This is a genomic window from Methylorubrum zatmanii (genome assembly GCF_014845115.1).
In the GTDB taxonomy this organism is placed as follows: domain Bacteria; phylum Pseudomonadota; class Alphaproteobacteria; order Rhizobiales; family Beijerinckiaceae; genus Methylobacterium; species Methylobacterium zatmanii.
Map to the genome: position 1 here is coordinate 1 of NZ_NKUI01000362.1, position 866 is coordinate 866.

At 66.3% G+C, this 866-nt stretch carries 1 pseudogene; it reads right to left on the bottom strand.

The window, feature by feature from the left end:
* Nucleotides 1-715, bottom strand: a pseudogene (locus MZTS_RS24750) (threonine--tRNA ligase); the annotation flags it as partial.
* Nucleotides 716-866: the final 151 nt, after the last annotated feature.

Sequence of the window (866 nt, forward strand, 5' to 3'; positions counted from 1 at the left end):
CCTCCTCCAGCCGGTGCAGGTAGGCGTCGAGATCGGCTTGAGAGGCCCAGGCGGTGCCGTAGATGCGCGTCAGCATCGGGTTGTTGGCATCACCGCGCCAATAGGCGCCCGCGACCTTCATCAGCTTGAAGGCGGTGCCGACCTTGCCGGTCGAGGTCATGTGCGGGCCGCGGCAGAGGTCGAACCACTCGCCCTGGCGATAGATCTTCAGATCCTCGCCAGGCGGAATCGCGTCGACCAGCTCGACCTTGTAGTTCTCGCCCTTGTCGGAAAACAGCTTCTTGACGTCGTCGCGCTTCCAGACTTCCTTGGTGAAGGGGGCGTCGCGCGCAATGATCTCGCGCATCTTCGCCTCGATCTTCGGAAAGTCCTCCGGCGTGAACGGCTCGTCCTTGGCGAAGTCGTAGTAGAAGCCGTTCTCGATCACCGGCCCGATGGTCACCTGCGTGCCGGGCCAGAGCGCCTGCACGGCCTCCGCCAGCACGTGCGCGCAATCGTGGCGAATCAGCTCCAGCGCCCGCGGGTCGTCGCGGGAGATGAACTCGATCGCGGCATCCCCCTCGATCGTGTCGTCGAGGTCGCGGACCGTGCCGTCGAGCGCCATGGCGACCGTGCGCTTGGCGAGCGACTTGGCGATGCCCTCCACCACGGTCCGGCCGGTCACCGCAGCGTCGTAGGCGCGGGTGTTGCCGTCGGGGAAGGTCAGGATGGGCATGATCGAACCGTGTTTTGGCCGTGCGCGGCCCCTTGAAGGGGAGGGCGGGTTTTCGGGAGGCGGGAGAAGTAAGTCAATGCTGACTTGCAATCCGGGACTCTGCTTACGCCCCCGCGCCCCAGAGCCAAGCCGCGCCACGAACGCCCCGGGG